General features: G+C 69.8%; 26 protein-coding genes. 3 read left to right on the top strand and 23 right to left on the bottom strand.

Annotated features, from left to right (window positions below):
- Positions 1-235: 235 nt before the first annotated feature.
- Entirely contained in the window at positions 236-1,078 is an 843-nt protein-coding gene (locus ACLLJJ_RS19720) for a PE-PGRS family protein (RefSeq protein WP_434593201.1), read from the top strand.
- On the opposite strand, the gene ACLLJJ_RS19725 is transcribed toward ACLLJJ_RS19720, so the two are convergent.
- The 6 genes from ACLLJJ_RS19725 to ACLLJJ_RS19750 all read right to left on the bottom strand — a co-directional run bounded on the left by ACLLJJ_RS19725 (position 1,008) and on the right by ACLLJJ_RS19750 (position 6,826).
- Positions 1,008-2,642, bottom strand: coding sequence for a PE-PGRS family protein (locus ACLLJJ_RS19725; protein WP_434593202.1), 1,635 nt, complete (start codon positions 2,640-2,642; stop codon positions 1,008-1,010). The two genes, ACLLJJ_RS19720 and ACLLJJ_RS19725, sit on opposite strands and share 71 nt — an antisense overlap.
- A gap of 523 nt (positions 2,643-3,165) precedes the next feature.
- The gene (locus ACLLJJ_RS19730; RefSeq protein WP_434593204.1) at positions 3,166-4,047 is read right to left on the bottom strand and encodes a GNAT family N-acetyltransferase; all 882 of its coding nucleotides are present in this window, start codon (positions 4,045-4,047) and stop codon (positions 3,166-3,168) included.
- Between the two features lie 84 nt (positions 4,048-4,131).
- Complete coding sequence (locus tag ACLLJJ_RS19735) at positions 4,132-4,329, bottom strand: hypothetical protein (RefSeq protein WP_434593206.1); 198 nt, start codon at positions 4,327-4,329, stop codon at positions 4,132-4,134.
- Between the two features lie 2 nt (positions 4,330-4,331).
- Positions 4,332-5,444, bottom strand: coding sequence for a radical SAM protein (locus tag ACLLJJ_RS19740; protein WP_434593209.1), 1,113 nt, complete (start codon positions 5,442-5,444; stop codon positions 4,332-4,334).
- 415 nt (positions 5,445-5,859) lie between these two features.
- The gene (locus ACLLJJ_RS19745; protein WP_434593211.1) at positions 5,860-6,291 is read right to left on the bottom strand and encodes an ATP-binding protein; all 432 of its coding nucleotides are present in this window, start codon (positions 6,289-6,291) and stop codon (positions 5,860-5,862) included.
- A gap of 94 nt (positions 6,292-6,385) precedes the next feature.
- Positions 6,386-6,826, bottom strand: coding sequence for a hypothetical protein (locus ACLLJJ_RS19750; RefSeq protein ID WP_434593214.1), 441 nt, complete (start codon positions 6,824-6,826; stop codon positions 6,386-6,388).
- A 639-nt stretch (positions 6,827-7,465) separates the two neighbouring features.
- Here ACLLJJ_RS19750 and ACLLJJ_RS19755 point away from each other — a divergent pair.
- Together ACLLJJ_RS19755 and ACLLJJ_RS19760 are read left to right on the top strand one after the other, a co-directional pair.
- Complete coding sequence (locus ACLLJJ_RS19755; protein WP_434593215.1) at positions 7,466-8,476, top strand: hypothetical protein; 1,011 nt, start codon at positions 7,466-7,468, stop codon at positions 8,474-8,476.
- A gap of 177 nt (positions 8,477-8,653) precedes the next feature.
- On the top strand, positions 8,654-9,220 hold the full coding sequence (locus tag ACLLJJ_RS19760) for a GNAT family N-acetyltransferase (RefSeq protein WP_434593217.1): 567 nt from the start codon (positions 8,654-8,656) through the stop codon (positions 9,218-9,220).
- Positions 9,221-9,549: 329 nt separating this feature from the next.
- Here the strand turns inward: ACLLJJ_RS19760 and ACLLJJ_RS19765 are convergent, their stop codons facing one another.
- The 17 genes from ACLLJJ_RS19765 to ACLLJJ_RS19845 all read right to left on the bottom strand — a co-directional run bounded on the left by ACLLJJ_RS19765 (position 9,550) and on the right by ACLLJJ_RS19845 (position 22,898).
- Complete coding sequence (locus ACLLJJ_RS19765; RefSeq protein WP_434593219.1) at positions 9,550-9,927, bottom strand: hypothetical protein; 378 nt, start codon at positions 9,925-9,927, stop codon at positions 9,550-9,552.
- Positions 9,928-9,940: 13 nt separating this feature from the next.
- The gene (locus ACLLJJ_RS19770; protein ID WP_434593222.1) at positions 9,941-10,249 is read right to left on the bottom strand and encodes a hypothetical protein; all 309 of its coding nucleotides are present in this window, start codon (positions 10,247-10,249) and stop codon (positions 9,941-9,943) included.
- A gap of 14 nt (positions 10,250-10,263) precedes the next feature.
- Entirely contained in the window at positions 10,264-11,187 is a 924-nt protein-coding gene (locus ACLLJJ_RS19775) for an N-acetylmuramoyl-L-alanine amidase (RefSeq protein ID WP_434593225.1), read from the bottom strand.
- On the bottom strand, positions 11,187-11,453 hold the full coding sequence (locus tag ACLLJJ_RS19780) for a hypothetical protein (protein WP_434593227.1): 267 nt from the start codon (positions 11,451-11,453) through the stop codon (positions 11,187-11,189). The genes ACLLJJ_RS19775 and ACLLJJ_RS19780 overlap by 1 nt, the downstream gene beginning before the upstream one ends.
- Positions 11,454-11,640: 187 nt before the next feature.
- The gene (locus tag ACLLJJ_RS19785) at positions 11,641-12,618 is read right to left on the bottom strand and encodes a hypothetical protein (RefSeq protein ID WP_434593229.1); all 978 of its coding nucleotides are present in this window, start codon (positions 12,616-12,618) and stop codon (positions 11,641-11,643) included.
- A 2-nt stretch (positions 12,619-12,620) separates the two neighbouring features.
- Positions 12,621-12,860, bottom strand: coding sequence for a hypothetical protein (locus tag ACLLJJ_RS19790; protein ID WP_434593232.1), 240 nt, complete (start codon positions 12,858-12,860; stop codon positions 12,621-12,623).
- A gap of 50 nt (positions 12,861-12,910) precedes the next feature.
- Positions 12,911-14,062 (bottom strand): hypothetical protein, encoded by a 1,152-nt coding sequence (locus ACLLJJ_RS19795; RefSeq protein ID WP_434593235.1) that lies wholly within the window; start codon positions 14,060-14,062, stop codon positions 12,911-12,913.
- Positions 14,062-15,303, bottom strand: a complete 1,242-nt coding sequence (locus ACLLJJ_RS19800) for a hypothetical protein (protein ID WP_434593238.1) — start codon at positions 15,301-15,303, stop codon at positions 14,062-14,064. The genes ACLLJJ_RS19795 and ACLLJJ_RS19800 overlap by 1 nt, the downstream gene beginning before the upstream one ends.
- A 2-nt stretch (positions 15,304-15,305) precedes the next feature.
- Positions 15,306-18,554, bottom strand: coding sequence for a phage tail protein (locus tag ACLLJJ_RS19805; RefSeq protein ID WP_434593240.1), 3,249 nt, complete (start codon positions 18,552-18,554; stop codon positions 15,306-15,308).
- Between the two features lie 94 nt (positions 18,555-18,648).
- Positions 18,649-18,858: a hypothetical protein gene (locus tag ACLLJJ_RS19810; RefSeq protein ID WP_434593242.1), complete on the bottom strand. Its 210-nt coding sequence runs from the start codon at positions 18,856-18,858 to the stop codon at positions 18,649-18,651.
- Positions 18,859-18,863: 5 nt separating this feature from the next.
- A complete protein-coding gene (locus tag ACLLJJ_RS19815; RefSeq protein ID WP_434593244.1) occupies positions 18,864-19,445 on the bottom strand; it encodes a hypothetical protein in 582 nt (193 codons plus the stop codon).
- Between the two features lie 97 nt (positions 19,446-19,542).
- Positions 19,543-19,920 carry a hypothetical protein gene (locus ACLLJJ_RS19820; RefSeq protein WP_434593247.1) on the bottom strand — a complete coding sequence of 126 codons (378 nt, stop codon included), beginning with the start codon at positions 19,918-19,920 and terminating at the stop codon, positions 19,543-19,545.
- A gap of 9 nt (positions 19,921-19,929) precedes the next feature.
- The gene (locus ACLLJJ_RS19825; RefSeq protein WP_434593249.1) at positions 19,930-20,094 is read right to left on the bottom strand and encodes a hypothetical protein; all 165 of its coding nucleotides are present in this window, start codon (positions 20,092-20,094) and stop codon (positions 19,930-19,932) included.
- Positions 20,091-20,690 (bottom strand): hypothetical protein, encoded by a 600-nt coding sequence (locus tag ACLLJJ_RS19830; RefSeq protein WP_434593252.1) that lies wholly within the window; start codon positions 20,688-20,690, stop codon positions 20,091-20,093. Before ACLLJJ_RS19830 ends, ACLLJJ_RS19825 begins: the two co-directional genes overlap by 4 nt.
- Positions 20,681-21,487, bottom strand: a complete 807-nt coding sequence (locus tag ACLLJJ_RS19835; RefSeq protein ID WP_434593254.1) for a hypothetical protein — start codon at positions 21,485-21,487, stop codon at positions 20,681-20,683. The genes ACLLJJ_RS19830 and ACLLJJ_RS19835 overlap by 10 nt, the downstream gene beginning before the upstream one ends.
- Entirely contained in the window at positions 21,487-22,191 is a 705-nt protein-coding gene (locus ACLLJJ_RS19840) for a hypothetical protein (RefSeq protein ID WP_434593257.1), read from the bottom strand. Before ACLLJJ_RS19840 ends, ACLLJJ_RS19835 begins: the two co-directional genes overlap by 1 nt.
- A 2-nt stretch (positions 22,192-22,193) precedes the next feature.
- Positions 22,194-22,898, bottom strand: coding sequence for a hypothetical protein (locus ACLLJJ_RS19845; RefSeq protein WP_434593259.1), 705 nt, complete (start codon positions 22,896-22,898; stop codon positions 22,194-22,196).
- Between the last annotated feature and the right edge of the window lie 59 nt (positions 22,899-22,957).

A 22,957-nucleotide genomic window follows, 5' to 3' on the forward strand; every position in this document is an offset into this window, starting at 1 on the left:
GCAACCAACGCGCCCAAGGCTGACCTCGGCCACCCAGTAGAAGCCGCCCAGCCAGCTCCGCAGCCCTCAGCGACCGTCGTGCCCGTAGTTCGCATCGAGAGGGTCCGGCCGTGCCACAGCCGTGCAGGAGCACGGGTGTCTCGATGGGGCAGTGTCAACCTAGTGCGGTCAGCTCGCTCCGGCATTTACGGCAAACGCCCGGCGATGAGGTCAACCGACCTGGCTCAATAGGCATATGGAGATTGGCGAGCACTGGGCATACCGGGCGAGGCCGAAAGAGCTGGGCAGCGCGGTCCGTCAGGTGGAGATCGTTCGAGTGGGCGGTTCTGGCAGGTCAGGTTGGATCCACCTGCGGTTTCTCGAAGGCGACGAGGCGGGTCTGCAGGAGTGGGTCGCACCCGGCTCTCTCGTCGCACTGTGGACTGACGTCGATGCATTCCGCGCGGATGACGCGGCAGAGTCGACCCTGGCCGAGGCGTCACGCCACGTACGCGGCAGCACCGACTTCGAGGCCGCGCGCATGATTCTCGGCTTCTTCCGTCCGAAGAACAGGCTCCGCCTGCGCCGAGGGGTAGCGGACGCAGGGGTCTTGGAGCTGAGCCACCTGGACAAGACAGCATCGCTCCTTGGCATGGACGCCGCCGAACTCCGCGGCGACGCCATGGTCCACGAGAACGGCGCCGGCATGTGCTTGGCCGGGTGGCCGGTCACCGAGCGCATCGCACGCCATGTGGCCGGCAGCCTCGCCGACGAAATTCTCCCGGAAGTGGACCGAAAGCAACAGGTGATTGAGCAGGAGCGCGAGCAGTCCTCCTGGTACTCCTATCACCGCCGGGACGACCACAAGTTGGACATGGAGGCAGTCGTCCTACGGACCGTCCGGGCGTGGTGCGGCGACGACAAGGCCGACCGCTACGACGAGTTGGTTGCACTTCGTGCCGAGGTCATGAGACTGGGGCAGCTGGTAGAGAAGGCAGTCAAGGGCCTGCGCGACCGTGGGCACGGCGTCATCGCCTCCACCATTGAGCGCGACCTTGGCGTCCATATCGCCAGCCTTGATCCTGACGTACGTCGATGACACCTCGCCACGGATCCGGCTCCGGCTTGGGCGGCGCAGGCTGTGCTGCAGGCTTCTCCTTCTCCGGCCGGCGCGGGTGCCAGCCGTCGAGGAATGGCCGCAGCTGATCTCCCGTCGGCTCCGCATGGAAGTTGCGATAAGCCAGGCCCTTGCCGTTCATGGTGGGGTCGAGCCGGTCGGCCTCCGACTTCCCCCACGCCGACCACTCTCGTAAGCTCTCGGCTTCGAGCGCGTCCTCCGGCGCGGCGGCGGCTTCATCCAGAGCCGCACAGAACGTCCGGATCTCCCCCGCAGCCTGCCACGTTTCCAGGGCCGTACCGAAGTGCTCGGCCCGTACCGCGTGAACCGCTTTGATCGAAGCCACGCTGACAGCGGCCTCCCACTCCCGCCGCTCGCGCTCTTCCCGCTCCGTTCCCAGGCGCCGGCGCTCGGCCTCCTGCTGCTCTCGTTCCTCTCGCAGGCGCTGCTGTTCCGCTTCATGCTCCAGTCGAGCCCGTTCCTGCTCCTCCGCGCGCGCCTTCAGCGCCCGGAACACCGAACCGATTTGCTCCTCCAACGGCTTCTTGGCAGTGTCGGCCCATTCCTTCTTCCAGCCGTAGCTGTAGCCCGATTGCTGGCTGACCAGCAGCTCCAGTTCGCCGGACGGCTCGGACTTGTGGGCCGGGGCGACACGCTGCCAGTCGTACGTACGGCGGCCGGGCTGCTGGGGGACGTACCGGACCTGCTTCTGCCGCTCTCGGAAGCTGACCTCGTACGTCCTGCCGTGGACGGTGAGCAGTGGCCTCGGCTGCCTGCGCTTCTTGGACACGGCGATCTCGCCGTGGCGTGTGAGGGCTTGCTCAGCGAGGAGCCGGAGTAGTGAGAGGACCCGGGGGAGGACCTCTTCCGAGACCTCGAAGGCGCTGTGGTCTGCGGTGACTGCGGCGATCACGTCCTCGACATCGGTGATCACACGGCTGCGCGCCAGCCGGATCCGGTTCCACTCGGTTTCGTCCTCGCCGGTCACCCTGAGCAGGCCGAGGAAGAAGTCCCCCTTCGCCCGACCGCTGTACTTCAGGTGGTATCCCTCAGGGGCACACTGCCGGGCGGCGTCGAACGCCCTGCGGTAGCGCGCCCGCTCCTCGCCGCTGGGGTTCGGGATCCGGAGGAACCGCCCGGCCTCCTGTACCTCCACGATCAAAGCGGCTCCAACTTCCGCCGACGATGGCCGCGGGGACTTCGCTGCATGGTGCGGCGCCAGCTTCGTCGTGGACGTGGGTGCGGCCTGCTTCTGCGGTGCAGGGGCCGTTCGTGCACCTGCCTCGGGGCCCGTCGACCGCTGCTTGCGCTGAGCCGGATCCGGCCGGTCCGGGTGATGGCCGTGCTCCAGGTAGAAGCGTCCCGCGTCGGTGATCTCCGCCTGCCACTTCCCACCCTGCTTGGGCATAGTGATCAGGTGCCGTTCCTTGAGCGCGCGGGCGGTAAGCGCGAGCTCGGGACTGTCCGACGTGACGGGAGCGGCTCCGTCCCCGACGCGGGTGAGGAGTGCGAGCTGCCGGTCATTTAATGGAGACCAAGGGTGCATGGCGATCGTCGTACCGTCTACGGCCTCCGCAGGACAAGCCTTGGGGTGACTCTTCCTGGGCGTACATGGCGGCAAGTGCTCTCGGCGGCGGACGGCACTCGCTGGGAGCCGCCAGGGGAGCCGCTTCTCGGAGTCGGCTCCCAAACGGCTCCCAAAACGGGTCCGCACAGCAAATCAGGCCCGGTACTGATTTCTCAGTACCGGGCCTGACCTGGTGTTTTAGCTGTCGGGGTGGCGGGATTTGAACCCACGACCTCTTCGTCCCGAATTAGGGAAGCTCCGTAACAGATCAGGAGCCGCGACCGTCTGACCTGCAATGTAGCACCACGAACGTGCAGGTCAGGGCCGTGAGTTCAAGGCACCCCCTCCGCGATGTCACCTCTCAGTGACCGATGGGATACCTCTCGCACGCCTCTCACTCCTTCAAGATCACACCCGGTTCACACCCAGAAACGGCAGAAGTACGGGAGACGTATGCGCAGGTGGTGACCCCTATGTGGTAGCGGCCCACACCCGGAACGAGTCACGCGGACCGGGTGCAGACGAACCCGAGGGAAGCCAGGCCCTCGCCCTGACAGAGCCGGTCGGAAGCTCCGCCGACCTCGGTCTGGAGCAGCTGGTAGGCGGCCCCGCTCGCACGGCCCCACGACATCGCCGCCCGCCACAGCGCGCGGCCGTAGCCGTGGCCGCGGTACTCCGGCAGGACGGCGAAGTACTGCGGCAGTAGCCGTGTCCGCCCGGCCTCGTCGGTCATCGTCTCCATGGGGCCGATGGCGCCGGCCACATGCCCGTCGTGCGCGACGGTGAGGACCGGCCCCACCGTGCCCGCGCACATCTGCTCGTGAAGGAAGGCCAGACCGTCGGCCTTCATGTCTTCGGCGAACCCGGCGAACGTCGCCTTCACACTGTCCGACTGCTCGTCGTACGGTCGCACGCCGACGGCCGCGGGAGCCTCCGGGCCGGGGCCGGTGAAGTCCTTCCACTGGACCCGCGTGCCCACCGCGGCGGCGGACTGCTCCGGCTCGTCCGGGCCCAGGAACCACAGGACGCGCGCAGCCCCGGCCTGGTGCACGGCAGCAAGCTCGCGGGCGAGCTCAGCCGCGTCGGCCAGGACGTCGGGCTCCGCGCCGTACACGTGGACCTTCACCGCGCCCCGGCCCCGGTCCGACAACGTCGGCAGGAGCGTCGACCGCTCGTCGTGGCGCACAGCACCGACGAGGATTCGCTCAGCCTTGGTGCGCGACCAGCGCCGATCCTTGTCGTACGGCAGGAACTCCCCGCTGCCCGCGACGCCGGCCGCAGCAGCGAACAGGTCCGGGAGCGGGCTGGCGGGGTGCACCGGGCCGAGCGTCGGCACGAACGGCACGGGCATCACGGGTCGCATCCAGTCCCAGTTCAAATGCATGGCCGCACGCTACACACACGACACAGGCCCCGGTGTGCGAACACCGGGGCCTGCACGTTCATGACCGGATCAGGTGCAGATCGGTCAGTGGGGGTTGTCGTCTCCCGCAGCGCACGAGCACTTCGCCGCCTCCATCACGTCGTCCAGGTCGGCGACGGACGTGATGGTGACGATCGGGGCGGTGGGCCGCTCGACGGGCCGCGTGAGGTACGGCAGACCCTGCGTCGGCACTTCCCCAGGGAGGGGACGCCTGGGAGAGATCTCGACAGCGACAGCGGTCATGGTCAGCCTGCTTTCTTCATGCCGTGTTGGCAGTAACTTTCCAGCGGAGCCTTCGCCTCCTGGTAGTGCTTGGCCAGGGGCCTGCACACGGTGCAGGCCCCCGAGAGCTGGCAGCCAGAGCAGCCACCGGTGCGAAGCATGAGACGGTCAGCGATGCCGCCGAGCCGTGCGAGACCGTCGATCCCCTCGTCGGGGAGACTGATCTGGTCGTCGCGGCCGATCTTGCAGATCGTCGCGAAGCCGTGCGGGTCCATGTGGAAGAACGTGTGGCCGGCGTTGCACCCCTCGAACTTCTTGCGCAGCCGCAGGTGCTCCTTGGACTGCGCGGTGAGGACTTCACCGCCGCCGTAGATCGTGGGCGTCATGTTCGTGAAGACCGCGTAGTCCACGCCCCACTGTTCGCAGAGGCCGATCATCGCCTGTTCTTCGTCGGCGTTGTCCTCGGTCACGATGATGCTCATCCGCAGCGGGAGCTTCTCCCGGCGGGCGGCGCCCATGCCCTGCATGAACAGGTCCCACGCCCCGTCGCGCTGCGTGAGCTCGTCGTAGCTCCGCTTCGTCGCCCCGTACATGGAAACCGTCACCCGGTAAGGCGGGCGCTCCCGGAGCATCGTGAGCAGGTTCTCCCGCCACAGAAGGGAGCCGTTCGTGGAGAGCGTGATCATCATGCCGTGGTCCCAGGCGTGCCGGTACGAGGGCATGAAGTCCTTGTCGACCGTGGCCTCACCGCCGGTGACCTGGAGCCACAGCACACCGGCCTCGGCCATGATGTCGAGGCAGCGCAGCTTGTCGGCGAGCGGCATCCCCGAGTTGACCTTGATGCCCAGGTAGCAGTGCTTGCACTGGTAGTTGCACCCGAGGTTGATCTCCCACGACGCCTTGCCGTAACCCCAACTCGACGGCTGCCGCACGAGCAGCAGGTCGGACAAGGGCCGACCGGTGATATCGGTGCCCCACTGCTCGCGGGCGGCATCGGCCAACCAGGCCGGGATAGCGGCGTCCGTCGCGGCGCCCAGCTCCTCGTAGCTGGCCTCCGGCAGTAGCAGCCCTCCCGGGCTTCCAGGGCGGACGAGAACATGCTGCCCCAGGAACGGACTGGCGATCAGCTCATGCATCGGTGTCTTCCTTCGGTCGGGTGGTCGGAGGAGAGCACCCGGCGGGCGGGCGCAGTCGGTTCTTCCAGGTGTGGAACGGGGTGATGCCCGCACCCCGGTCGGACGCGCGAAGCAGCACGGCCGGGGGCGGGAGTCTGCGTCAGCCGCATTGGCGGCTGGGGTCGTTGTAGGCCGCTACCAGCGCTTCGAGACGCCGAATGCACGGCTCACAGGCATGGAAAGGGCCGTGCCCCTGGTCCTGGCTCTGGACAGGCCCGAGCCACATCACCAGCACGTCTTCGGCGTCGCAGCGCCAGCACCGGCCGACGACCCAGCTCTCAGCCACCGGACACCGACCCCTCGAAGATGCCGAAGTAGAGGGCGCCGAGGAGCCCGAGCAGGGCCAGCACGTACAAGATCTGACCAGTCCGGTGGTTCACGACAGCCCCTTCGGGGCCGGTGGCGCGACCAGGTCCGCCCACACCCGTTTCCCCCACCGCAGCGGGTCGACGCCCCACCGGCCGTCGGTCAGCGCGGCGATGAGGGCCAGGCCTCGCCCGTCCTCGTCGCCGTCGCCGGCGGGCCGGGGCTTCGGAGCTAGCTGGGAGTGGTCGACCACGGACACCTGGACGTGGCGCGGGCCCTGCCGCGTCACCGTGACCCGGATCAAGTCACGCCGGGCGTGGGCGACCGCGTTGGACACCAGCTCGCTCATGACGAGGACCGCGGCGTCCTCGGCCTCTTCCAGACCCCATATGACGAGTGCCGAGGTCACCAGGTGTCGCGCGCGGCACGCGGACTCAGGGAGCCTCGGCAGGGTCTCGGTGTAGGCGGGGTTTCCGGCATAAGTCGTCTCGATCATCGACATGCGTACGCCGATCCTCTTGGGTCGGCGAGCGACATCACCGACCGTGTCGGGTGATTCCGGCGACCTCGTTCGGGTCGCGGGACCGCGCAGTGTCTCAGGCATCGAGAGCCCCCCGCGCGCGGCCGGTGCGGCTGAGGCCGAAGCCGACGAGAGCCGCCAGCCGGTCGGCCGGGCAGAGCAGCCCGGGGCCTTCGAGCGGAACGACCCACCACGGGCCGGTCTCGGCCGGTTCGCGGACGTCCGGCGCCGGGACGAGAAGCAGCGCGTGCGGCGTGTGCACGACCGTCCGACTCATGAACCAGTACCGGGCCGCCCCCGCCGGGAGTAGGGCCGTGTACGTGTCGTCCGGGCCGAAACCTCCACGCTGGAAGAACACCGGCCCCTCGTCCAGGACCTCGGCGATGTGCGGGGCGCACTCCTTCGGGCCGGGCAGGCCGACAGCGACGTGGATGACGCTCGCGGGGATGAGCACCGCGGTGAACAGCGCGCCCGGCCGCAGCCAAGCCACCCCGTTCGTCTCCCACTCCGTCCGCACCTGCGCCTGTATCGGCGCGGCCGACAGAAGCCAGTGACCAGAGGCCAACTGTCGTTCAGATCGAGTCGTCAACGCGCCGGTTGACGCGCCCTGACCCTTCGTACGATCTTCCACCCGATGCCCCCAAGCGGCATGTGTGCATTGTCGTGTGACACACGTCATGCAACCGGCGCTACCGTGGGATGGACAGCGCCGGTCAACGCCCGATGCGTTTACCGGGTTTAACGCCCTGCTTGGGAGGGTGCACGCACGGTGACTACTTCTCGCGCACGCAATGAAAGCTTTCGACTTGCCGTAGATGAAGCGGGCCTGACGCATGAACAGCTCGCCGCAGACATCCGCCGAGTAGCGGCCGAGGCAAGCGAAATCCTGCGGACGAACAAGTCCGCCGTCACTCACTGGATGGGGGGCCGGCCACCCGCCCCGAGTACCGCCGTCTACATTGCCGAAGCCCTGTCCCGCCGCCTCGGGCGGCACCTCACACCGGCCGATTTCGGCTGGGAGGACCCCGGACAAGGATCGGATCGAGCCGATGCCCGGCTTGGGTTGGGCATCGGACCCGATCCAGTAGACATCGTACGGCGAATCGGGGAGGCCGACATCAACCGCCGAAAGTTTCTGACGGGAGCGGCCTACAGCGTGGCAGCGGCAGCCTTGCCGCTCGGCCTCGCGCAGGCCGCCGAAGTGCAGGCACGCGCAATCACCGCCTCTGGTCAGATGGTTGGGGAATCCGACATCGACACCGTCCGCACCATGCTCAAGGCGTTCACCGCCATCGACGAGCGTCAAGGGGGACGGCACGGCCGGTCAGCGGTCGTCCAGTACCTCCGCTCCGACGTCGCTGACCTCACCCGAGGCCGCTTCGCCAAGGAATCCGTTCACGCCGAAGCGCTCACCGCAGCCGCCGCCCTCACCTTCCTCTCAGGGTGGAAGGCGTACGACGCCGGCGAGCACGGTCTCGCCCAGCGCTACTACCTCCAGGCCCTCGGCCTGACCCGCGAGGCCGACAACCCGCTCCACGAGGCGTGGGTCCTGCGGATCATGGCCCACAACGGCATGGACATCCACCAGCCAGAGCACACGATCGACCTTGCCGACGCCGCGCTCGACCTGGCCAAGAACCGTGCCGAGCCCGGTCTCCTGTCCATGTTCGTCATCTGCCGCGCCCGCGCCCTCGCCGGCGCAGGGCGCGGCGCCGAGGCAGTCGCCGAGGTCCGCCGTGCGCAGGACCTCGCGATCCGGGGCGAACATGACGTCCTTCCGTACTGGCTCACCCTGTTCGGATCGCCCCGGGCCGCGGTAGCCAGCCACAGCGCGAAGACGTTCCGCAGCCTCCGCGACCACCCCAACGCAGAGAAGCAGTACGCGACGGCCGGACGCGGCTACAGCAGCGACAACGGAACCCTGTCCCGCATCACTGCCCTGTCGCTGTCCTCTCAGGGCAAGGAGCAGGCCGCGCAAGGCTATCTGGAGCAGGCTTGCGCTACGTGGGACCGCGCCTTGGCCTACTTCGACGGGGTGTACTCCGACCGCGCGCTCAAGCAGGTCACCGGCATCCGGCGGCAGCTCACCGTCTTCGAGCGCCGCGGTGTCGGGGCGGCGACCCAGCTGGACGACAAGGCGCGCACCTGGCAGCTCGCCCACGCCTGACCGTCTCCGAACACGGAGGAGCCCCGCTCGTGATGAGCGGGGCTCCTCCGTCGGGTCCGGGCGGGTCATGCGCCGCCTGGAGGACGTCGCTGGCTCACTGCGAGCTGTCGACGCGGTCTCTGCCCGGGAAACTGCTGAGGAACTGACCGAATACGCGCAAGCGAAGGGGGCGGCGTGATGTCCGAGGTGAGGTACGACCGGTACGACGGCCAGGAGGCCGCTGACCAGATCGACGCATTTCTCCCGGCCTACGAGGAGGTCTACGCCGAGCCTCCGTACAGCGAAGGCCCGGCCGACGTCGCCCAGTTCATCGAGCACTACCTCATCCATGCGCAGCGGCAAGGAATGCGCCTGATCATCGCGCGCGACGCCGAAGAGGTCATCGGTTTCACGTACGGCTACCTCCTCCCGCCCGACACGGGATGGTGGACGAACATCGACCAGGACCTTGCGGCCGACTTCATCAGCGAGGACGGCGCCCGCACGTGGGTGATTCTCGAGCTGGCGGTCCGTAAGCCGTGGCGTCGCCGCGGTGTTGCCGCCGCTCTCCACTCGGCGCTTCTGGAGGGCCTGCACGTCGAGCGGGTGACACTCACCGTCCGTCCGGAGCCCGAAGCGGCCCCGGCGCAGTCGGCCTACGTGGCGTGGGGATACCGGCGCGTCGGTACCTCGCACCCGTGGGAGGACGCGCCGTTCTACACCGCGATGGTCCTCGAACTCGAAGGGCAACCCGCGAAAGCCTGACCGAGAACACGAAGACGCCCCGCTCTGGGTTCCGTGAGCGGGGCGTCTCCGTCGGGGTCCGCGTAGCGCAGCATCAGCCTTATGGACAGGCACCACCATACGGCGCATTCAAGCCAGTTGGGCCGCGACACGAACGAGCCCGGCCGGGCTCGGGGGGATGAGTTCGGTCGGGCTCATTCAGCGGGCGCCGCAAGGGGGGCTGCGGCCCGCGCTGCGACCAGTGGGGAGCAGCGCGCACTACCAGGGTGCACCACCGACCGGTGCGCACGCACGCAAATGGCGAAAAACGGGCGGCCCGCTCCCGGAGTCGTGGAGCGGGACGCCCGGTCTCATTCCCCGGCAGGCGGGGGCGGTGGCTGCTGGTGCTCGGGGTCGTCGCACTCCGACCCGCAGAGGCGGGCCAGCCGACGGTTCGCCTGGTCGACGGCGTCGCGCAGCGAATCGCCAGAGTTCGGGTACAGCTCGTGCTCCACCCGCCGGAGACGGTCCTCCATCACTGAGACCCGCTGCATCATTCCGGGCCGCTCCACGACGCCAGGACGGCTCGGCTCGCCGTACCAGTCGTCCATGAAGGTGTTCATGCGCGCGCCGGTACGGGAAGCCGCCCGGCCGAGCCGCCACAGCGCCCCCACCACGCCCGCGACGATGGTGAACGCGCCGCCCCACATCACGACCGTCTCCAGCGCCGGGGTGTCGAACCACGTCATGGCGTTCCTCCTCCTACGCGGCCTTGGCGAAGGCGTCCTGTGCCCGGCGGGTGACCCCGGTGGGCTTCCACAGGCCGAAGTGCGCGGCCACGGCCATCACGAACGACACCAGCGTGAGCACGAGGGCGCTCCCGATGTCCCAGCCGGGCCCGCCGGCCGTGAGTTCCACGATGAAGCTCTCCACGGCCACGAGGGCCAGGAGGAGGACGGCCTTCGTCCCGGCGTGCGTCACGCGGGTGGTGACCAGGCCGACGATGACAGGCAGGACGAAGGAGATCAACAGCGCGTACCAGTAGGCCGCGTCGAGGGTGGTCGAGTTCATGAGCGGTGCCCTTTCTAGGCGGCGATGACGAATGCGTGCTTCTTGCCGAGCGCCGTGAGGCTGGTCATGCCGGGGGTGCCGTCGGCCGGCTGCCCCGGGCGACGGCCGCGGTAACCAAGCCGCTCCTGCCACAGGGTGTACGCGGTGAGCGTCGCCAGACCGAAGTGCCCGTCGCCGTACCGCTTCGCCAGCAGTCCCTCATCGATGAGGGCTGCTTCCACGATGCGCACGCCCGGGTACGAGACCGGCGTGCCCTTCCTGCCCGGGTCCGTACGGGCGGCGGCCACCAGGAGCGAGAGGTCCACGACCGGGTGCTGCGGCTCGGGCAGCGGCACCGGACCGGGCAGGCCCGGCAGCCGGTCCGCGACCCGGGCCCGCATGTCGTCCATGGCGAAGCCCAGCGGGTCCGGCTTGCCCGGCTGCCACTCCTTATGGCCGAGGACCGAGCCGGCGCCCCAGCCGTGCGCCCTGCACAGGGCCGCGCTCGCGCGCTCGATCGCCTCCAGCTGCACGTCGGGCCAAGGATCGCGGCCGTCGCCGCGGTTCTCGCACTCGAAGCCGTAGAAGTGGCGATTCCCGTCGACGCTCGCTTCGTCGTCGTTCGGCAGGCGGGTCTCTGCGATCACCGCGCGCAAGACGTCGGGGTCACCCAATCCGGCATGGTTGGCGCGCCCGTTGCCGACCAGGTGCACCGTGCCGCTCTTGGCGATCACGCCGTGGCACAGCGGCCCCGGCAGGCCCGTGTAGCCGTCGCGGCAGATCTGCACCGTCTGGGCCGTCCCGGACGTCACGGTGTGGTGGATCATCACCCCGTGCGATGGCCCCCACGGCCCCTTGTGGTTCCTGTTCCGCGTGCGCCAGGCCCCGACCTCCACGACGGTCAGGCCCTCTCCCCGCAGGGCGGACAGGATGCGCTCAGCGGCGAGCGGCGGCGCCATCACACACGCTCCGGCCAGTGCCAGGACCCGGCGACCTGCGCGCCGCAGTCGACCAGCACGGACCCGCCGGCCGCGAGCGGGTGGAAGAACGTGCCGGTCGGGTTCTGCACGGCGAGCCCTACGCGCCCGGGGTCGTCGGCGTCGACCTCGGTGATGAGCGAGGCACGGCACTGCGGCGGGAACGCTTGCGAGCCGTCGCTGCGCACGGGAGTGCCGTGCGAGACGTAGTGCACGATGCGGCCGACGGCCGCACTGGGTTGAGACATGGGTACCTCCAGCGGAGAGGGATCAGCGTGTCCGGACACTGTCCGGACATCGGTTGCGGACATGTCCGGACGCGTTTCTGGGCTCCGAGCCGTAGGGCTGTGACCTGGGCGGACATTGTCCGGACGATGTCCGGGCACGTCGTGTCCGTACGGGGCGGCGCCCTCTGGCCGGGGGCGGTCGGCGGGGTCATCCGTACAGCTCCACGATCACGATGCCCGGAGCGCCGTTGGTCCCGTTCGTAGTGAAGTTGTTGGTGGCGACCGCCCCCCCAGCGCCCGATCCGTACCCGCTCGGCGACGTGCCGGAGCCGTTGGTACGGCGCGGGTAGCCGCCAATGCCCAAGTGGGAGTCCCCACCTGCCCCGGAAAGGCACTCGGCGGCCGACAGGCGGAAGGAGCCGCCTCCGCCGCCACCGTTGACGACGATCTGGCCCACGCCGCCGGTCGCACCGGCCGAGCTTCCGGATGTGACGACCGCGGTCCCGGCCGCGAAACCACTGCTGCCCCCGGCGCCGCCCGGGCCGACCACCAGCGTGCCGAAGGAAGAGTTACCGCCGTTGCCACCGTTGGCGTTGGTGGCGCCTGCCCCGCCAGCGCCGCCAACGCCAACCGTGATGGGCACCGGGGCCGGGACATCCGTGACGCTCAGGATGGACTCGGCGTAGGCACCACCGGACGCGCCAGGACGGGCGATCAGTTGGCTGGCGGGTGCAGTAGCACCTTGGCCGCCTCCGCCGCCACCTTGCACCTGGACCCGGAGGCGGACCAGCCACGGGTAATCCGCAGGCGTGAAGGTGTACGACCCGGGCGCGTAGATGAGGCGCTCCCGCAACCCCATCGAGCCGGGCTTGAGGCAGAGCTTCCCGTCGCTGTCGGTCTGGAAGTACTCAGTACATACGGCGATCGGCCCCCCGCTGCCGCCGCCGAATGTGAAAACGCCGTCGTCCGTGCCGAACGTCGACGCGTTGCCCGGATTGGTCGACAGCTTGACGCTGATCGTCCCGGTTACCGGGTTGAACACGATGCCCTGCCCGGCATGAAGGAGCTGGGCGAGGTCGACACTCACGGCGAACGGAGCGCCCGACGAGCCGTTCCCCGTGACCTCGATCGCGCCCACGCCCTCCACGGCGCAGGAGCAACCGCCCTGGCATCCGCACCTGGCCATGCCTATCCCTGCCTCTCCTGTGTTTCGGCCCTGTCGTCTTGGCGGCCGTTGTTCGCGCACTCGCCCCGGCAGCGACCGGTGCACCCGCATGCCAGCTCCGCGAGCCGGGCCTGCCGTCCCGGTGGGGCCGTCAGGTCGATGTCGAAGTGCTGGCCGTCGACCCACCCCAGGCCGACGGGGCCGGCCAGCCCCCCGGCACCGGCCTGGGCTGCCCTGCCGAGCGCCCGCTGAGCTGACGTCATCGCGCGGACGGTCGGCTGCGCCGCGCGCTGTCCTGGAAGTGGGCTTGGGCTCACGGTGGATCTCCTACGAAGGGGTCGCCGATGGGAACGAGGGAGACGCCGACGCGCTCGCCGCTGGCGCGCCACTCGACATCGACGTCGGACAAGCGGTAAGGCTGCGACAGGCCCATGCACATGCCGGTCGCCGCGACGTCGATGCGGACGCCGGGCACCAGCTGACGGATCGACACTGGCGCGGTCGTCGCCAGGCCGGCGCCTTCCGGGATACGGAGCGACGTCGGCACCGGGTTGCGTCCGGCGTAGGAGGCGCGGGCGATCTGCCACAGGTCGTAGGCGGACAGGCCCTCGGCCTGGGTGCGGATGAGGTGATCGAGTCGCCCGTAGTACCCGCTGACGACGCCGGACACCCCGTACTGGCTGCCCGTGATGTCGTGGTCATCCTGGTTGGTGACCCACACCAGGGAGGCCGCGTTCGTACCGTCCCGCACGAGCTCCACGTCGCCGGCGAAGCTGTCGAGGGTGAGGCGGGCCTGTGCCGGGTCGGCGGTCGTCTGCGGGCGCCCGAGGATCAGGCCCCGGCCCACGGTCGTGTACTCCAAGCCGCGGGGCACCAGCTCGTCGTTCAGGATCTGGAGGATGGGGACGATCCAGATCTCGTTGTCCGCGGTGCCGTCCTTCTCGAAGCGGGCATCCACGCTGTCGTCGTCGCGGACGATGTAGTTCAGCATCCGTGGCCAGTCCGGCGATGACGCGTAAAGGCCGCCCTCCAGGTTCAGGCGGATGATCGTCTCCGCGATCTCCTGGATCGGGCCGACGTGCCGCGGGTCGGCCGGATTGGTGGACAGGTACCGCAGCAGGTTGGTGTTCACGATCCGCGCCAGCCACTCGGTGACGTCCCTGGCCTCGATCGTGAACCGGGTCCGGCTCTCCGTTACGCGCAACACCGGCCCCTGCCAGACCAACTCGCTATCACGGTAGATCGACAGCTCGTGCGCGAACGGCTCGACTTGCCCGAGCTGTTCGCAGCAGTCGGCGCCAGCCATCCCCTTGGCGATCGTGATGACCGCCTCTGAGGTGTCGTTGACCGTGCGGTTCCACGTGACCGACGTCAGCGCGCTCACCGTCGGGGAGTTGAACGGCAGGGAGCCGCCCCGCCAGTGGATGACGGCCCGGTACTCCTGGGCACAACCGAGGACGGCCATCAGCCCACATCCGATCGGGGAACGAGGAGCACCCGAGCGCGGGCGCCGGCGGCCGTCGTCGCCGACGTCGAGAGGATCTCGATACACACACCGGTCGGGCACGAGAACACCGGCCACTCGAAAGCCTGGCCGAGCGGTCCGTACAGAATCGGCGCGCTCGTCGAAGACCCCAGCGCCCCCTGGGGGCACTCCACCTCGGCGGTCTGCGTACGGCCGTCCACCGTCAGCGTCGAGCCGGCCGGGAGGTACGGAATCTGGATGTCAGTGCATGCCGCGCACGGGTCCGCGACGTCCATGCAGTCGCCGCCAAGTGGGTTCGCCCAGAAACGGACCACCAGGCGGCGCAGCGCGCTCCCGCCGGTCACCAGTTCCAGGACCGGCACGGCCTCCAGCCACTCCGGCTGATCCAGCGGGGAAAGAGCGACGACCGACCGGCGGAACTGAGCGGCGCCGGTCGGGTAACAGGGATCCACAGGCACCGGGGCCCGGATCGGCAGAGGCGGCGGCGGACACAGCGGATCTTCCAGACAGGGCGTCGCCTCTACGCAGTCCCCGTAGATCACGTCCGGGTCCAGCGTGACCAAGGTGCCACTGGAGAGAGTCACCCAGTCCGTGAGCGTCTGCAACGGCTCCCGATAGATCCACGGCACGGACGCGCCCAGCGTGAACGTCGCCTGCGCGATGATCCCCTCCGGCTCGTGCCGAACCGAGGTGACCTGCGGGCCACTGAGCAGCCCCACGCCGTACAGGTGGCGCAGCTCGCCGGTACCGTCGCCGGTCGGGCAACAGGCGAAGACGCCCAACTCCTCGCCGTTGCAGCCCCCCACGCACGGCGCGCCTCGGAGGGCCGACGCAAGCCACTCCAGCGCGTAGGCGAGGGCGCACTCGTCCAGGACCAGGAGCAGCACCGTGTACGTGATCTCCCGGTGCGAGCGGCGCGCCACCCCCAGCGCCGCGCCGTCGCCGACGAGCTGCACCGGGTCTCTCGAAAGCGTCGACTGTGAGAAGCCCACGGCATCCAGGCCCATCACCCCGAGGAACCGCGCACTCTCGGGGACGGCCGGGTCGTACCACGGCGCCGGGTCCGACACCGGGTCCACGTACTCGGGGTCGTCCAGGATCTCGGCGAGGTCCGGGCACGGGTTGCAGCCGGTCAGCAGGCAGGACTCCGCCGCGTACGCCGACGCCCGAGCCGAGTTGACGATCTCGGTACACCCGAAGTCCATGTAGTCATTGATCACGGTCAGACCCCTGTCGCTCGCGCGAGTTGGCCGTACAGGTGCTCGGCAAGGACGCGGGGGTCCTGCGCGTTCGTGGTGATGTTCCAGTTGTGCGTAACGTGCCGCTCGCTCGTCGGCGCCGCCTTGGCCGCGGGGCCAATCACGCCGCGCTGGGCGAGGAGCTTGAGCAGGCCGGACTTCTCCGCCAGCTCGACCGTCCGGGCCGGCCTGGTGAGCGGCAGAACCACCTCCTTGCCCGCCTCACCGATCAGCGCCGGCGTCGCGCTGGTGACGATGCCGCCGTTGGCGAACGGCAGCAGGTTCCGCACCGCCGACGGCAGACCGGACTTGATCCTCGAGACGATCCGGGCGCCGATGTTGCCCAGGGACGCCACGATCCGGCCCGGCAGCGTCGAGAACAGGCTGACCACGCTGGAGATCAGCGAGGACACAGCGGACCGGGCGGAGCCGATCGCGCTCCGGAAGGCCCCGGCGATCCGGGAGCCCACGGCACTCAGCGCGGACCCGATCCGGCCGGGCAGGCCGGTGAAGAACGACACGACCGACGAGCCGAAGGAGCGCGCCGCCGACAGCGCGGACGAGCCGGCCGACGTGAACGCCGACCGCAGCCGTCCGGGCAGCGCGGCCACCGCCGAGGCGATCCGGCCGGGCAGCTGCGAGAAGAACGACGCCGCCGACGACAGGAACGAAGTGATCGCCGACCGCGCCCGGTTGAAGGCGCCGGTGAAGGCGGCGACGATCCGGGAGCCGAGCGACGACAGGGCGCTGTAGATCCGCCCCGGCAGCACAGTGAAGATGTAGATCACGGCGGCTACGGCCGTGAGCAGGGCGATTCCGACAGCCGCGACGGCGTTCACGAAGAGATCGACCAGGAGGCCGGGCAGCGCGGCTAGACCGGCCAAGATCATCCCTGGCAGCCGGGTGAAGAAGCCGACGACGGTGTTGAAGCCGTTGACCAGGGTCGTTCCCAGCGAGACGAACAGATTCGTGAAGAACGTCCCGATGGTGGACGCCAGGGAGCCGAGGGCGGCGATGATCCGGCCCGGCAGGCCGACCACGAACGTCACTGCGGAGGCCAGCCCGGTGACCAGGCCGGCGACGACGCCGACCACGGCCTGGATGACCGGGACGACGGCGTTGATCACCAGCCACGAGGCGAACCCGGCCGCGATCGACAGCAGCGGGGCCAGCATCTGGATCGCGAGTACGACCAACGGAGCCAGCGCGGCGACCAGTTGGGCGATCGGCGGGAGCAGGGGCAGCAGCGCCTGGACGACCGCGTTGAAGGCGTCAACGATCGGCGGCAGAACGGGAAGCAGGGCGCCGACGAGCGCCTGGATCACCGGCACCAAGGCGGCTGCCACCTGGGTGAGCACGCCCGCCAGGGAGCTGAGCAGCGGGGCCAGCGAGGTGACCAGTTGGGCGAGCGCCTGACCGATTCCGGTCGCCAGCGGGGTCAGCGCGGTGACCAGCGATACGAAGGCCGCGGTGATCGGCGGCAAGATCGGCATAAGCGCGCCGACCAAAGCGGTAATAATCGGGGCAAAAGCGGCGGCCAGGGCCGTGAGGACGGGGGCCAGGGCCGTTGCGACGACGTTGACCAGCTGACCGACCAGGGGCAGCAGCGGAGCCAGCGCCTCGATCACGGCGGCGATCGACGCACCGAGCGGACCCAGCGACGGGCCGATCGCAGCGAAGGCGCCGGCCAGCGCACCGGCGACGGACTGGAGACTCGGAGCGATCGCAGCGAGCGCGGGACCGAGCGCGTTGACCAGGCCGACGATCGCGGGGCCCAGGGTCGAGAAGACGGGACCGAGGGCGGGCGCGATGGCACCGACCTGGGTGACCACGGCCGCGAGGATCGGACCGAGCTGAGCCGCGATCGTCGCGACTGTCTGGAACAGACCGGCGATCGCCGTCTGGCCAGAAGCCGAGTTGACGAACTCGGCGAACGACCGGGTGATCTCCTGGATGTTGCCGAGGAGCCCGCCGCCGGACACCTGCGCCGCCCCGAAGACGCCGGAGATGATCGAGCCGACGTTCCCGATGATGTCGCCGAGCTGCGCGAAGACGTTCAGCGCCTGGTCGACCCAGCGCACCGCGTCACCGCCCGAGGCGATCCGCTGGAGGAACGACCCGAACCGCTCACCGAGGCCCGAGATCCCTGACGCCAGCTCCGCGCCGAACCGGTCGGAGACGACGGCCGCAACTTGGAGGAACCCGGCCGTCAGCTTGTTTGTGGTGAGCGCCAGCCCGCCGACGGCCTGGTCAGCCGCGCCGAGGATGCTCGTGATGTTGCTGACGCCCTGCGCGCCCTTGAGATAGCCCGTGACCCCGAGCGCGGCACGCCCCCACCCGGCCGCGATGTTCGTCAGCCCGGACTGGAGCGGGCCCTTGAGCGCGCCGGCGACTGCGGTGATCTCGCCCTCAAGCTGCGAGAAGAACGCGTCTTGCACCGACTCGCGCAGTCCCTCGAATGCGGGCTTGAGCGCCCGAACCTCCCGCGCGGCGGACTGCGCCGCCGGAGACAGGTCTTCGAGGGACTTCTGGAACTCCTCGGCGGTGCCGGTGAGCGCCGCGCCGAACGCCTCCTGGACGCCCGACAGGGCGAGCTTCAGTGCGCCGAGGGCTGCCTGGAAGCCGAGGACGACCGCCGGGTACGCGGCGATGATGCCGATGGCGGGGGCGAGAGCCGCGCCCAGGGCGATGACGCCCTGCGCGGCACCCGCGGCGGCAATGCCGATCGCGCCGATCCGCAGCAGCCCGCCCAGCGCTCCGCTGACGCGCCCCGCGATGCCGCCGAGACCGGCCAGGGACCGCGAGAGCCGGTTGGTGTCGACGTCGACGCCGACCGTGACGTCCGGCGGGTTGTGGGCGCGAATCCGCGCGTCCAGGTCATCGAGATCCGGGACAACACGGATCGAGACCTCTTGGCCGGCGAGCAGGGCACGGATGCGCTCGAGGAACCCCGTCAGATCGGGGGCAACCGGGAGGTTGATGGACTCCAGCGACCGCAGGCCGGTCAGGAGCGCCGAGTCGAACCGGCTCAGGTCCGGCAGGACCGTGACGCTGACGGCCGCACGGTTCAGGCCGTTCTGGATGTTCCGGCGGATTGCCGTGCCGACGGTGCGGGTGCTGCGGTCGAGCGCCCGCTGAATGCGGATGCCGAGGTCCCGCGCGTCGGCGACCGCATCGGCGTCGTCAAGGACGATGCGGATGCGGCCGACGCCATAGTCCTCGTCCTCGGCCAAGGCAACCTCACGCGAAGCGGTGGTTGCCCGGCCCAAAACCAGCGGCGATGACCAGACTAGCTGGTGGGGAGGATGCCCTCCCAGGGGTGCAGTGCTACCCGACGCCGAGGCGGGCGTCTTCGGCCGCGAGCCGGTCCGCCATGGCGAGCGCCTGGCCCTGGTCCATCCTCATGGCAGGGGGCCTGATCCGGCGGCCCTGCTGGGCGTAGCCCTTGGGCGGCGCCCACAGCTTGGCCCGGTTCCGCGCCCGCTCGTTGTCGTCCTCGGCCGCCGCGTCCATGGATGCCTCGGCGGCGCTGAGCATGACCCTCAGCGGCCACGCGTGGACATCGACCCCCTGGAGCGCGAGCCCGCCTTCCCAGGCGTCCCAGGACTCGGCGATGCTGGCGCAGAGGCGTTGGACGACGTAGGAGGGCGCTGGCCGCCTCCGTACAGCTCAACGACCCACTCCAGCAGCTCGACCAGGACGCGGTCGGGCAGCCTCATCCCGGCGTCGATGACCTCCGCGTTCTTCCGGGCGCCGGCCGCCTCGTGGGCCGCTTCCGGTTCGCGGTGGGAGCTGACGACCTTCTGGCCGACGCGGACATCCCAGCGGGCGAACTGCTCCGCCGAGTCCGGCAGCATCAGGTTCGCGAGGAACACCCGGAGCGACTGAGTCGTCTCTTTGACCGCCGACAGGTCGACGCTGCTCATGTCGGTCAGGTCGATGTTCAGCCGCTTCGACGTCTCCTGAATCCGGCTGTAGTTGTCCAGGAACTGGTCGCCCATGACTTCGGGCTGGAACTGCAAGACCACGTCGCCGATCTCGGCCTCGTGGGGTGTCGTGTTGAGCGCGAACTGCTTCTTGGCCACGGTGAAGCCCTTCTCTTCCCGCGCGGATGCCCGGCCCACAACCAGCGGCGTACGGCGAAGGGTAGAGCACGCGCGACACCGCTGATCTGGGCGACCGGGCCCCCGCCGCCGACAGTGGGGGCCCGGCCTTTCCTGGTCAGCGGCCTTGTCTCAGGGCGCGGGCCAGGAAGTTGTTCGCCCGCGTCCCGGGGTGCCGCACGTAGGCGGCGAACACCTCGCGGCCACGGACCTCGAACCGCAGCACCTTCGCGCGGCGCGGGCGGATGATGTGCGGCCGGGTGCCGTCGAGGACGAACCGGGTCGCCGGGTGGTCGCAGACGATGACGCCCTGGAGCCCCTGGGGCCCGTTCTCGACCTTCCACGTGATGTAGCGGCCCATCGTCCCGGGCGCCTCGCGCTCGGCGATCCGGGCGGTCCGCTGCGTCCGGTCGGCGAGCCGGCGCGCGACGACGCCGTTCCGCAGCCGCAGCGTCCGGGCGATCCGGCCCGGGTCGATCCTCACCTCAACAGGCATCGCACCTCCCTATGGGCGCAGCAGGGCGTACTTCTCGCCCCGGGCGTTCGTCTCGACCTCGGGGGTCTCCACATCGGTCGGCGTGATGTCCGAGTAGTCGTACGCCCGGACGTCCAGGTCGCCGTCCTCCTCCCACATCCGGTGAAGGCGCGGGATCAACTCGCTGATCTTCACGGCGACTCCTCGTCGTCAGTACAGACACCGCAGCCGGGGAGTGCCACGGTGACCCGCTGCTCCAGGCCGACGCAGCCGCCCTCGGGGCCGACGGTGCGCTGGATGCCCATGACGAAGCGCCGGCCGCGCCGCCGCTGCTCGGTGCCGGGCAGGCAGCACAGCAGCGCGTTGTAGACCGTGACCATGTCGACGTGGAGGGCCTGCGCCGCCGCGCCCAGGTCGGTGCACGAGGGCGGGCAGCCGTTTTCGCTGAACGTCGGGGCGCAGCGCAGCAGCGTGACCAGCAGCTCCAGCGCGGTGACCGGAGGCGGCAGGCAGCCGCGTACGCCTTGCACGACGCGGGCCTCCGTGGGGAAGTCGGCGTCGGTCGACGGGTAGATGCGGACCACGGACACGGTGAGCTGCCCGCCGGACGCCTCTTCGCTGCACGGGTCGTCGCAGGTGTCCCACGCCGGCTGTCCCGGCACGACGCAGGCCCGGCAGGACGGGCAGCCGGGCTGACCGTCGACCTGGTCCGCGGTACGGTCCAGCGCGACGCACACGCAGCCGAGGACCGCCTCGGTCAGCTCGTGGATCGCCAGCGGGGTCAGGGCCATTGCTGCATCCTCGGCCTCTTGAAGTCCGGCGAGTACACCCGGCTCGGGCTCGTCAGCCGGTACGGGTTCACCATCGCCAACCACATGTCAGCCATGGGCAGCCCGGTCCGCCCCTCGCTGTAGATCAGCGTCGGGTCGGGCAGTTCCATCTCTACGCCCTGGCGGACCATCCTCGTCACGTTGCGGTTCGCCTTGCAGCCGCAGGACCCGCCCGGCGCGCACCCCTTCATCAGGTGGCACGTCAGCTCGGACACAGCGGCGATAGCGGCAGCGTCGAGCGGCAGACCCCACCGGTACGTCACGGTGAACGTTCCCGACTCCCCGGGCGGCGCGGCCATGTCCTGGCAGTCCGGCCAGCACTCGCCGTCGGTCCGCACGAGCTTGCCCGGGGCGTCGACCCGGTACGCCTCCGGGACCAGGACCTCCCCGTCGACGTCCACGCTGACGATGTCGTACACCGGCCCCGGCAGGTACACCTCGCACAGCTCACCGCATGAGCAGTCCGACTTGCAGCCGCACGTCGAGGCGTTGCGCCACGCCCCGTCGACGCCGATGTACGGAATCCACGGCCCGGTGCCGGCCCCGGCCTGGAAGCTGACGACCGTGGACTCCAGGCACGACCGGCGGCAGGGCCGCACCGTGACCGGGCACGGGCCCCAGCGGCGCCCGGACAGTCCCCACAGGATGGTCGACGCCACGCGGGTCCAGCGCTCGACCGCTTCCTCCTCCATGCCCTCCGGGATGTCGCAGCACAGTTCGGTGGGCCACGCCGAGCACGGGCCGATTTGGAGCGCCATCAGCGCCTCCCCGGCGTCTCGTAGGGGCTCGGCTGGAAGTACGCCTGCCGGATGTGGCCGCCGACCATGCCGTGTGTGAACGCATCCGGCATGGTCGACAGGAACGGCCCGTGCGGAAACCGGGGACCGCGGTGCATGACCTTCACGTCCTCGATCCGGTCTCCTTGCAGGTCGGCCAGGTTGGCGTACAAGGTCCGCTTGTGCACCACTGCCAGGCGCCGCCCGACGTCCAGCGCCTTGAGCATCCCCGTCTTGTCGACGGGCAGCGGTACGTGCAGCTCGAACGACAGCGGGTCAGTGTGCCCCAGCTCGGCGAGGAGTTCCCGCGTCTTACGCATCCCGGCGAGGTACGGCCCGGACGCCCGAGCCGCGTAGTACGTCTCCACCTCCCGCACCGGGCCGCGGTTCAGCACCGGCATGTCCGCCTGCCGCTGCATGACGAAAAAGTCGTCGTTCATCAGCAGGAACCGTTCGGACACTTCCGGGTGCTCGCACGCGGCCCGCACCGCGACGGTGGTGTTCGCGTACTTCGTCCCGGCCTGCCGGGTCGGGATGTGCCCAACGTCCCGCAGCCACGCGGGCCGGAAGCCCACGATCCACACCCGCCGGTGCGGAAGGTTCGCCGTCCACGTCCGCAGCGCATATCGAAGCTGCTCGTTGACGGCGACCTCCCGCACGGGGACGACCAGGTCGGGCGCATCCATCGTCAGGACGCCAGGCACAGGCCGCCGGTGACCGGGGTGTACTCGCAGACCGGCTCGGGCGGCGGGGTCGTCGTGACGAATGTCCGGCGGTGGCAAGTCGCGCCGAGCGGAGTGAGGAGCGGGCCGGCGGTTCCGGCCGCGTTGATCGGCATGACGTCGTACGGGCCGGTGCCCCAGCCGCCGCCCGCCCGGGTGTTGCCTGTCAGCGTGAGCGTCGCGGCCTCCGAGCCGACCTCCAGGTCGCCGAGCTGGCCGTTGGACACCCACGGCAGCAGGAAGTAGATCCACGCGCCTTCGCTCGCGCCCTCGGCGGCACAGGCGTCCGCGCCCAGGACCTCCGCCCACAGCTCGATCGCGAAGCCCGAGTTGCACTGCACCGAGCAGTCGTCGTAGCCGATCGGCTCGCCGTTGAAGCCGTACACGACGGGGTTACCTGTGGTGATCTCGATGAACTCGGGGCTGACGGAGAAGAACGACAGCTCAAGGTCGAACCCTCGGAACGAGGGGCAGCCGCGCTTGAATCCGCAGATCCGGCCGTTCGCGGCCTTGTACTCGACGTCCTCGCCCTCCTCCACGTTGGGGTTCATCCCGAGGGTGGCGAAGCAGTCGAACACGAATCCGTTGTCGACGCCACAGACGGGGCGGCCACAGCCGTCGACCCGGGTGACTCGGATGGTGTCCGCGTTGGCGATCAGGGGACAGGGCACTGTGGGCCTCCAACAGTCCGGCGTGTTGGTCGGCCCGGCCCACAACCAGCGGCGACAGC

This window comes from Streptomyces sp. A5-4 (assembly GCF_051131715.1).
Taxonomy (GTDB): Bacteria; Actinomycetota; Actinomycetes; order Streptomycetales; family Streptomycetaceae; genus Streptomyces.

Excerpts from the sequence above, each read along its gene's own strand:
- ACLLJJ_RS19725 (WP_434593202.1), bottom strand. The coding sequence starts at position 2,642 with ATGCACCCTTGGTCTCCATTAAATGACCGGCAGCTCGCACTCCTCACC.
- ACLLJJ_RS19790 (WP_434593232.1), bottom strand. The coding sequence starts at position 12,860 with ATGACGTCAGCTCAGCGGGCGCTCGGCAGGGCAGCCCAGGCCGGTGCC.
- ACLLJJ_RS19730 (WP_434593204.1), bottom strand. The coding sequence starts at position 4,047 with ATGCATTTGAACTGGGACTGGATGCGACCCGTGATGCCCGTGCCGTTC.
- ACLLJJ_RS19780 (WP_434593227.1), bottom strand. The coding sequence starts at position 11,453 with ATGTCTCAACCCAGTGCGGCCGTCGGCCGCATCGTGCACTACGTCTCG.
- ACLLJJ_RS19810 (WP_434593242.1), bottom strand. The coding sequence starts at position 18,858 with ATGCTCAGCGCCGCCGAGGCATCCATGGACGCGGCGGCCGAGGACGAC.
- ACLLJJ_RS19775 (WP_434593225.1), bottom strand. The coding sequence starts at position 11,187 with ATGGCGCCGCCGCTCGCCGCTGAGCGCATCCTGTCCGCCCTGCGGGGA.
- ACLLJJ_RS19760 (WP_434593217.1), top strand. The coding sequence starts at position 8,654 with ATGTCCGAGGTGAGGTACGACCGGTACGACGGCCAGGAGGCCGCTGAC.
- ACLLJJ_RS19830 (WP_434593252.1), bottom strand. The coding sequence starts at position 20,690 with ATGGCCCTGACCCCGCTGGCGATCCACGAGCTGACCGAGGCGGTCCTC.
- ACLLJJ_RS19770 (WP_434593222.1), bottom strand. The coding sequence starts at position 10,249 with ATGAACTCGACCACCCTCGACGCGGCCTACTGGTACGCGCTGTTGATC.
- ACLLJJ_RS19745 (WP_434593211.1), bottom strand. The coding sequence starts at position 6,291 with ATGTCGATGATCGAGACGACTTATGCCGGAAACCCCGCCTACACCGAG.
- ACLLJJ_RS19735 (WP_434593206.1), bottom strand. The coding sequence starts at position 4,329 with ATGACCGCTGTCGCTGTCGAGATCTCTCCCAGGCGTCCCCTCCCTGGG.
- ACLLJJ_RS19795 (WP_434593235.1), bottom strand. The coding sequence starts at position 14,062 with ATGGCCGTCCTCGGTTGTGCCCAGGAGTACCGGGCCGTCATCCACTGG.
- ACLLJJ_RS19820 (WP_434593247.1), bottom strand. The coding sequence starts at position 19,920 with ATGCCTGTTGAGGTGAGGATCGACCCGGGCCGGATCGCCCGGACGCTG.
- ACLLJJ_RS19740 (WP_434593209.1), bottom strand. The coding sequence starts at position 5,444 with ATGCATGAGCTGATCGCCAGTCCGTTCCTGGGGCAGCATGTTCTCGTC.
- ACLLJJ_RS19720 (WP_434593201.1), top strand. The coding sequence starts at position 236 with ATGGAGATTGGCGAGCACTGGGCATACCGGGCGAGGCCGAAAGAGCTG.
- ACLLJJ_RS19840 (WP_434593257.1), bottom strand. The coding sequence starts at position 22,191 with ATGGATGCGCCCGACCTGGTCGTCCCCGTGCGGGAGGTCGCCGTCAAC.
- ACLLJJ_RS19765 (WP_434593219.1), bottom strand. The coding sequence starts at position 9,927 with ATGACGTGGTTCGACACCCCGGCGCTGGAGACGGTCGTGATGTGGGGC.
- ACLLJJ_RS19785 (WP_434593229.1), bottom strand. The coding sequence starts at position 12,618 with ATGGCCAGGTGCGGATGCCAGGGCGGTTGCTCCTGCGCCGTGGAGGGC.
- ACLLJJ_RS19835 (WP_434593254.1), bottom strand. The coding sequence starts at position 21,487 with ATGGCGCTCCAAATCGGCCCGTGCTCGGCGTGGCCCACCGAACTGTGC.